Origin of the sequence: Mesorhizobium sp. M1E.F.Ca.ET.063.01.1.1 (assembly GCF_003998155.1) — a bacterium.
In the GTDB taxonomy this organism is placed as follows: Bacteria; Pseudomonadota; Alphaproteobacteria; order Rhizobiales; family Rhizobiaceae; genus Mesorhizobium.
The window spans coordinates 1-7252 of record NZ_RZSC01000278.1 but is presented as its reverse complement, the minus strand read 5'-3'; the positions used below and the strand labels follow the sequence as shown (position 1 = coordinate 7252).

Below are 7252 nucleotides of genomic sequence, written 5' to 3'. Positions count from 1 at the left end.
CTCGGAGGCGATGGGCGGCGGCGAGGCGCAGATCCTCGGCAACCCGCTCAACGCCTTCATTGGGCTTGTCGTGCTCGACGTCTGGGAATGGACGCCGCTGATGTTCCTGATCCTGCTCGCCGGGCTGCAATCGCTGCCGCACGAGCCGTTCGAGGCGGCGCGCGTCGACGGGGCGGGGGCCTGGCGGGTCTTTGCCGATCTCACCTTTCCGATGATGCGGCCGGTGCTGGCGGTGGCGATCGTGCTCAGAACCATCGATGCCTTCGGCACGTTCGACCAGGTCTTCGTGCTCACGCGCGGCGGGCCGGGCGAGGCGACCAGACTGGTTTCGATCTACGGTTACGACACCGCGTTCAAGTTCCAACAGACCGGCTATGCGGCTGCGCTGTTCGTGACCATCGGCCTCGTGGTGCTCGCGCTCGCCTTCAGCGCCATCAGGCTTCTGCGCAGGGTGGATGCGTCATGAGTACCCGTGTGGCGCGCATCCTGACGACGATTTTCGTGCTGGCCGTGGTGCTTTTGCCGATTTACTGGCTGGTCTCGACTTCGCTGAAGTCCAACCGGGAGATAACCCAGGAAGGCACGCTCTACCCGCATGTGCCGACGTTCGACAACTACGTCAGGCTGTTCACCGAAAAGCAGTTCGGCTCCTACCTGACCAACTCGCTGGTGGTGACCTTCTTCTCCGTCGCCATCGCGCTGGTCGCCGGCGCCATGGGCGCCTATGCCATCGCCCGCTTCCGCCTGCCGCTTGCGATGGAGGGCAAGGTTGGCTTGTTCCTTCTGACGCTGCGCATCATCCCGCCGGTGGTCATCCTGATTCCGGTCTATCTCTTGATGCTCAGCCTCGGCCTGCTCGACAGCTGGCTGGGACTGATCGCCACCTACACTGCCTTCAACGTCACCTTCTGCGTCTGGATGATGGAGAGCTTCTTCCGCGAAATTCCCGTCGATCTCGAGGAAGCCGCGATGGTGGACGGCGATTCGCGCTTCGGCGCCTTCCGCCGCATCACCCTGCCGCTGGCCGCTCCCGGGCTCGCGGCGACCGCCATTTTCGCGGTGCTGGTCACCTTCAACGAATTTCTCTTCGCGCTGGCACTGACGGCGACGCCGCGCGCCATGACCATGCCGCGCGGTACCGCGACGCTGATCGGCCGCATCGACACCGACTGGGCCTCGATGTCGGCGGCCGGCGTCATCGGCGCGCTGCCGATCGTTTTCTTCGCGCTCCTGGTGCAGCGCCATCTGGTGCGCGGGCTCACCATGGGCGCTGTCAAATGAGTGCGCCGGCGAAACATGAACGGGCCACGACAGGCGCGACCTGACAGGAAAGTCGAACGCATGATGGATGTTTGTCTGTTCGGGGTGGGACTGATCGGCCGCGTGCACGCGGGCAATCTCGCGCGTCATCCAAGGGTGCGGCTGCGCTACATCGTCGATCCCAATCGCGAGGCGGCTGCCAAGGTTGCTGCCGTTACCGGCGCCGAGATCGCCGACACCGAGGCGGTGATGAACGATCCGTCGGTGAAGATGGTGTTCATCGCTTCGGCGACGCGCACGCATGCCGAGCTTGCCATGGCCGCGGCGGCGAAAGGCAAGGCGATCTTCTGCGAGAAGCCGATCGATCTCGACCTCAAGCGCACGGACGAGTGCCTGGCCGCGGTCGAGAAAGCGGGCGTGCCGTTCCAGATCGGCTTCAACCGCCGCTTCGATCCGAGCTTCCGGGCGCTGAAGGAGCGCCTTGCCGGCGGCGAGATCGGCGCCGTCGAGCAGGTCATCATCACAAGCCGAGACCCCGAACCCGAAACCGAGGAAGCGCTGGCCGGGGGTGGGGGCGTCTTTCGCGAAATGACCATCCACGACTTCGACATGGCTCGGAACCTGCTCGGCGAGGAGCCGGTCGAACTCTTCGCCACCGGCTCCTCGCTGGTGGCGCCGCAATACAGGAAGCTCGGCGATTACGACACCGCGATGTTCATCCTGCGAACCGCGTCCGGCCGGCAGTGCCACATCAACAACAGCGTCAGGGCCGCCTATGGCTATGACCAGCGTATCGAGGTGCATGGCGCCGACGGCATGCTGCAGGCCGGCAACCGGATGCCGACCTCGGTAGAGATGTACGGCGACAGGGGCATATCGCGCGACAAGCCCTTCTACTTCTTCGTCGAACGCTACGCCGAGTCCTACGCATCGGAGATCGATCACTTCATCACTTGCGTCGAAACCGGCAGCAAGCCCGCCGTCACGGCCAGCGACGGCCGCAAGGCCATGATCCTTTGCGAGGCGGCCCTCGCCTCCGCCAGGTCCGGCAGGTTCGAGCCTGTGAAGCCCTGAGCGGATGGTCTCAAGTCAAACGGGAGTCCCGAGATGAAGATTGGCATGATCACCGACAGCCTGGGCAATCTTTCCTTTGACGAGATGCTTCGCGCCTCGGCCGAACTCGGGCTCGAGACACTGGAGTTCGCCTGCGGCAACTGGTCGTCCGCGCCGCATATCGATCTCCCAGCCATGCTGGACAGTGCCGCGACGCGCGCCGAATTCGCCGCCAGGGTCCGCGACCACGGGCTGACGATCGCTGCGCTCAACTGCTCGGGCAACCCACTGCATCCGGGACCGCAGGGCAAGAAGCACCATCAGGTGACCGAGGACACGATCCGCCTGGCGAGCCTGATGGACATCGATCGCGTGGTGATGATGTCCGGCTTGCCAGGCGGCCCAGGCGATGCCAACCCCAACTGGATCATCACCGACTGGCCGCCCGAATGCGTCGACATCCAGCGCTACCAGTGGGACGACTGCATCATTCCCTACTGGCGCGATCTGGTGAAGTATTCGAACAATCTCGGCATCAGGAAGCTTTGCCTGGAACTGCACGGCCATCAGGCCGTCTACAACGTCCAGACTCTGTTCCGGCTGCGCGACGCCGTCGGCGAGACGGTCGGCGCGAACTATGACCCCAGCCACCCGATGTGGATGGGCGCCGATCCCATCGCTGCCGTCCGCAAGCTGGGCTCTGCGATCTACTATGTACATGCGAAGGATACACGCATCGAACCGATACCGGCGGCCATCGACGGCGTGCTCGATGCGCGCCCGCCAAACCACTATGCCGATAGGGCCTGGAATTACATCACGCTGGGCTACGGTCACGGTGAGACCTGGTGGCGGCAGTTCTGCGCCGCGCTGAAGCAGGTCGGCTACGACGACGTGCTGTCCATCGAGCACGAGGACATGATGCTGTCGCCGATGGAAGGCATGCGCAAATCCGTGGCGTTGCTGCGCAACGTCGCCATCAATCTGGCTTGATGCAGGCGGATCGACCCGGAAGGCCGATGCCGCCGCCGATTCCGCCCAATTCGGTGACGATCCGCGGCAGTGCTGTCGCGACGACGTTCTGGTCGATGGGATCGAGTGCCAGCACGATGATCAGGCCGATGAACAGGTTGCGAATTTCCCGATCGCTGGCGACCGGATCGCAGGCGACGCCATTACCCGCTGACTAGTCATGTGCCGTTTGGCGCCGTGTTCCTGCGGCACGGATGCTCCCTCAGAACGGTTTTTGATGCGGCTGGAGTGCGAGAGGCGTTGGCAAATGCGCCCGCCATCCGCAACGGAGCAGTGGCGCGCAGCCTAGAGCGGTTCAGCTTTTCACAGAATCGCTGACCCATCTAAGCATTTGTTTTTGCGCAATTCCGGACGGAAAACCGCTACGCACTTTTCCTGGAATTGCTCTCTAGAGAAGCGCAGCGTTCAGAGGAAGCTGGGCTTAAGTTCGTCCTCGTCTGTCGGGCGCGCGGAGCATGTCGATCAACGCCCGCAGCCCGGCGGACACATACCGCCGGCTAGGATAGTAGAGATAAAGTCCATCATCGGGTGCGCACCAGTCGTCAAGGCAACGAACTAGGGCTCCGCTTGTGAGATGGGACTCCGCCCAGTTTTCCCAAACATAGGCCAGGCCGCATCCCTGTAGCGCAGCCTGGACCATAAGGATCTGATCGTCGAGGGTCACAGGTCCCGCGACCTCGACATCGACCTCCTCGCCGTTCTTTTCAAACTGCCAATTGTAAATTGCGCCGCTCGGATAGCGGTAACGAATGCAGGCATGGTCCCGCAGATCCGCAGGCGTCGTCGGTGGATGGCGATCGGCAAAGTACGCGCGCGAGCCGACGACCGCGAAGCGTAGGCGAGGCTTGATGTGCACCGCCACCATGTCTTGGCTGAGACGTTCGCCGAAGCGGATGCCAGCATCGAAGCCGTCCTTCACGATGTCGACCAGACGGTCCGTCGCTTCGATATCCAGGTGCAGCCCCGGGTTCTGCTTGATGAGCGGTCCCATGACCTGGTCCAGCACAAACGGCGCAATCGAAGTGGGGATGTTGATCCGGACGGTGCCGAAGGGCGTGCCGCGGTAGGAGTTGAGGCCGTCTAGCGCCTTGGCGATCTGGGTGAAGGCGGGCTGCAGTTCGGTAAGGAAGCGTTCGCCGGCTTCAGTCAGAGCCACGCTCCGAGTTGTGCGGTGGAGCAACCGAACACCCACACGTTCTTCGAGGCTCCGTATTGTATGGCTGACGGCAGAGGACGCTACATTGCGTTCGAGCGCAGCTTTACGGAAATTTCTATGGCGAGCGACGGCAATGAAGGTCGCGAGTTGCGCAAGCTCGGCACCGGTCACCGCATCCCCCAAATTATTCTCTCCTTATCATTAATCGATATTCCGCTGTGCAGCTAGACTCATGAGCGCGTCCGGCGACGGGCCGGCCCGGCGTCTCGCTCCATCGCCATCACGCGCTCTGCATTGCGCTATTTGAGTCATCACCGTGAGCTGAATTGAGCGTCTAATCTGAGCAATCCGCTCGGACTAAGTTCCTTCTCGTACTCATCGGCAAGCACAGCCCGCTCGCCGAAGGAACGATGAAAGGTGCGACAATGTCTGACAAACCCCTTCAAACCCTGGCGGGCAAGGTGATCCTGGTCACCGGCGCCAGTTCCGGCATCGGGCGCGCCAGCGCCCTGGAATTGGCTCGCCGAGGCGCCAAGGTCATGGCCAGCGCCCGCAGCGAGGCCCTGCTCAAGACCCTCGTAGATCAGATCAAGACCGAGGGCTTCGAAGCCACTGCCCGGGTCGCCGACATCAACGTTGAACAGGACGTGATCGACCTGGTCGCTGAGACCGTCTCGACCTATGGCCGTATCGACGTGGCGTTCAACAACGCCGGGACGGAAGGCAGCTTCTCCCCACTCATCGAGCAGACCAACGAGATCTACGACACGATCTTCAACGCCAACGTCCGCGGCGTCTTCTGGTCGATGAAGCACGAAGCCAAGGCCATGTTGGCGCAAGGCTCCGGCGCCATCATCAACAACGCTTCCATGGGCGGCGTGATCGGCTTCGGCAATGCCTCGCTCTATGTGGCAAGCAAGCATGCCGTCATCGGCATGACCAAGACCGCGTCGATCGAGCTGTTCAAGCAGGGCGTGCGCGTCAACGCCATCGCCCCTGGATTGATCGACACGCCATTTCAGGACCGCATTTGGCCGTCGAAGGAGGCGAAGGACGAGTTCGGCAAAGCCTCTGTGCCGGGTCGGATGGGCACCTCGGAGGAGATGGCCGCCGTGGTGGCGTTCCTGGCCTCCGACGACGCCTCCTACGTCTCCGGCCACAGCCTACTCGCCGACGGCGGCTACTCGATCGCCTGAAGCCTCGACCTGATTTCCCGCCGCGGCGGGGCCGAGCGCGGCGGGCGTGGTTCCCCACGCATCGCGCTTGGCCAGCCCTCTGAACTGCCCCGAACCCGACTCTTCGAAGGACCCCTGAAATGAAACAGTTGCTGAAGCACACCCTGAGCGCCCTGGCCGTGGCCGGCGCTATGCTGAGCGCCCATTCGGCCATGGCTCAGATCAAGGTCGAGCCGAGCCCGAATGGCGAAGTCAACATCGTCGTCGATTTCGACGTGAAGCCAGGCAAGGAGGCCGACTTCGAGCAGGTGTTCCACCGCTCGGTTACCTGCGCGCGACTGGTGCCCGGCAATATCACCAACGTGCACAAGGTGATGGACGCCCCCGGCCACTACGTTCTGTACGAGCAGTGGCGCTCGGAAGCGGACCTGAACGAGCACTTCGAGCGGCCGTACACTAAAACGCTGTTCGCCATGTTCGATCGTGACCTGAAGAGGCCGATCACCGAAGGCGGTGCGCGCTTCGTGGCCGACATGCAGCCGGCACCGCGCACCGCCCCGACGATCTCGGACCCGGCCGCCAACCCCGAGTGCTGCTGAGCCGCGGCGCGCACGGGGCGGCGGGCATACCGCCCGCCGCCCCTCTTCCCTCGCGTTCCAACCCTGAAGGACACCCCGTGACCACCCAAGCCCATACCCCCAGCGCCGACCAGCTAACCCTCGTGGCCTTCCTGCGGGCCAAGACCGGCCAGGGCGCCGAACTCGGCCGCCGCTTGCATGGCCTCTACGAGCAGGCTCGCGCCGAAGAGGGCAACATCAACTATGACCTGCACGTCTCGAACGAGGATCCGGACGTGTGGATGCTCTACGAGAACTGGCGCCACGCATCCGATCTCGAGGACCACTTTCGCCTCCCTTACATGCAGGCCTTCGTCGCGACCCTCTGCGAAGTGCTCGAGGGCGACATGGACCTGCGGCGCTTTTCCATGAAGACGCCCTTCGCCAACCCAACCTTCTAAACCTCACCGCGACGCGGGCTGCGCCAGGAGCGCGCGTCGCCATCACACGCAGCGCCGGAAACAGAAGCTTGGTGAAGGTGCCGACATAGATGAAACGGCCGGAGCGGTCCATGCGCTGAATCGCCGGCACCGTGGGCCCGTTTAGCCCACCACCCCCCTGCAGGCCCAGGCTACATTGGCGAACGATCTCGCACCATCCGGCCGCCCCGCCTGGTAGGCGTCGCGAACGGCGGCTTCGACGCGCGTCCGCTCCGCCGCGTCCAGCGTGGTCATGTATTTGCCGAGCGGGCCTTCGCCGGCACCGATCGGCGCCCAGTAGTCGTCGAAATTCTCATAATCCATGCGGATCATCAGCTGGGTTTCGGTGACATCGGTGAGACCCTGTTCAACGAAGGTCCGCTTCATCTCGCCGGGCTGCATCATCGGCTGGAAGCAATAGCGGCTACGCATCTGGCGTCCGCTTTCGCTCAGCGCGGCAACCGTGTCGATCATCATGCGCATGCCCGGCATGCCGCCGAGATGATCCCACACGACGGCCGCGACCACGCCACCCGGCCG

Annotated in this window: 10 protein-coding genes and 1 pseudogene; 8 read left to right on the top strand and 3 right to left on the bottom strand. The window is 63.5% G+C overall.

The features are described 5' to 3' along the window. From EOA29_RS19560 to EOA29_RS19545, 4 genes are all read left to right on the top strand, one after another. On the top strand, positions 1-466 hold a 466-nt coding region (locus tag EOA29_RS19560), incomplete at its 5' end, for a sugar ABC transporter permease (RefSeq protein WP_210213156.1). After that, positions 463-1281, top strand: a complete 819-nt coding sequence (locus tag EOA29_RS19555; protein WP_126090800.1) for a carbohydrate ABC transporter permease — start codon at positions 463-465, stop codon at positions 1279-1281. The genes EOA29_RS19560 and EOA29_RS19555, both read left to right, overlap by 4 nt. Positions 1282-1341: 60 nt before the next feature. Next, positions 1342-2334, top strand: a complete 993-nt coding sequence (iolG, locus tag EOA29_RS19550; RefSeq protein WP_126090801.1) for an inositol 2-dehydrogenase — start codon at positions 1342-1344, stop codon at positions 2332-2334. A 33-nt stretch (positions 2335-2367) separates the two neighbouring features. Beyond that, a complete protein-coding gene (locus tag EOA29_RS19545) occupies positions 2368-3306 on the top strand; it encodes a sugar phosphate isomerase/epimerase (RefSeq protein WP_126090802.1) in 939 nt (312 codons plus the stop codon). Here EOA29_RS19545 and EOA29_RS43815 read toward each other — a convergent pair. Both EOA29_RS43815 and EOA29_RS19540 read right to left on the bottom strand, forming a co-directional pair. After that, entirely contained in the window at positions 3293-3421 is a 129-nt protein-coding gene (locus EOA29_RS43815; protein ID WP_281059647.1) for a hypothetical protein, read from the bottom strand. The genes EOA29_RS19545 and EOA29_RS43815 overlap by 14 nt on opposite strands. A gap of 345 nt (positions 3422-3766) precedes the next feature. Beyond that, positions 3767-4636: a LysR family transcriptional regulator gene (locus tag EOA29_RS19540; RefSeq protein WP_245464934.1), complete on the bottom strand. Its 870-nt coding sequence runs from the start codon at positions 4634-4636 to the stop codon at positions 3767-3769. Here EOA29_RS19540 and EOA29_RS43085 point away from each other — a divergent pair. The 4 genes from EOA29_RS43085 to EOA29_RS19525 all read left to right on the top strand — a co-directional run bounded on the left by EOA29_RS43085 (position 4562) and on the right by EOA29_RS19525 (position 6694). After that, positions 4562-4729, top strand: a complete 168-nt coding sequence (locus EOA29_RS43085; protein ID WP_245464992.1) for a hypothetical protein — start codon at positions 4562-4564, stop codon at positions 4727-4729. The two genes, EOA29_RS19540 and EOA29_RS43085, sit on opposite strands and share 75 nt — an antisense overlap. A 197-nt stretch (positions 4730-4926) precedes the next feature. Then, entirely contained in the window at positions 4927-5697 is a 771-nt protein-coding gene (locus tag EOA29_RS19535) for a glucose 1-dehydrogenase (RefSeq protein WP_126090803.1), read from the top strand. A 119-nt stretch (positions 5698-5816) separates the two neighbouring features. Beyond that, a complete protein-coding gene (locus EOA29_RS19530) occupies positions 5817-6275 on the top strand; it encodes an antibiotic biosynthesis monooxygenase family protein (protein ID WP_126090804.1) in 459 nt (152 codons plus the stop codon). A gap of 77 nt (positions 6276-6352) precedes the next feature. Continuing rightward, on the top strand, positions 6353-6694 hold the full coding sequence (locus tag EOA29_RS19525; protein WP_126090805.1) for a putative quinol monooxygenase: 342 nt from the start codon (positions 6353-6355) through the stop codon (positions 6692-6694). Between the two features lie 141 nt (positions 6695-6835). Here the strand turns inward: EOA29_RS19525 and EOA29_RS19520 are convergent. Then, positions 6836-7252: pseudogene (locus tag EOA29_RS19520) on the bottom strand (SAM-dependent methyltransferase); the annotation flags it as partial.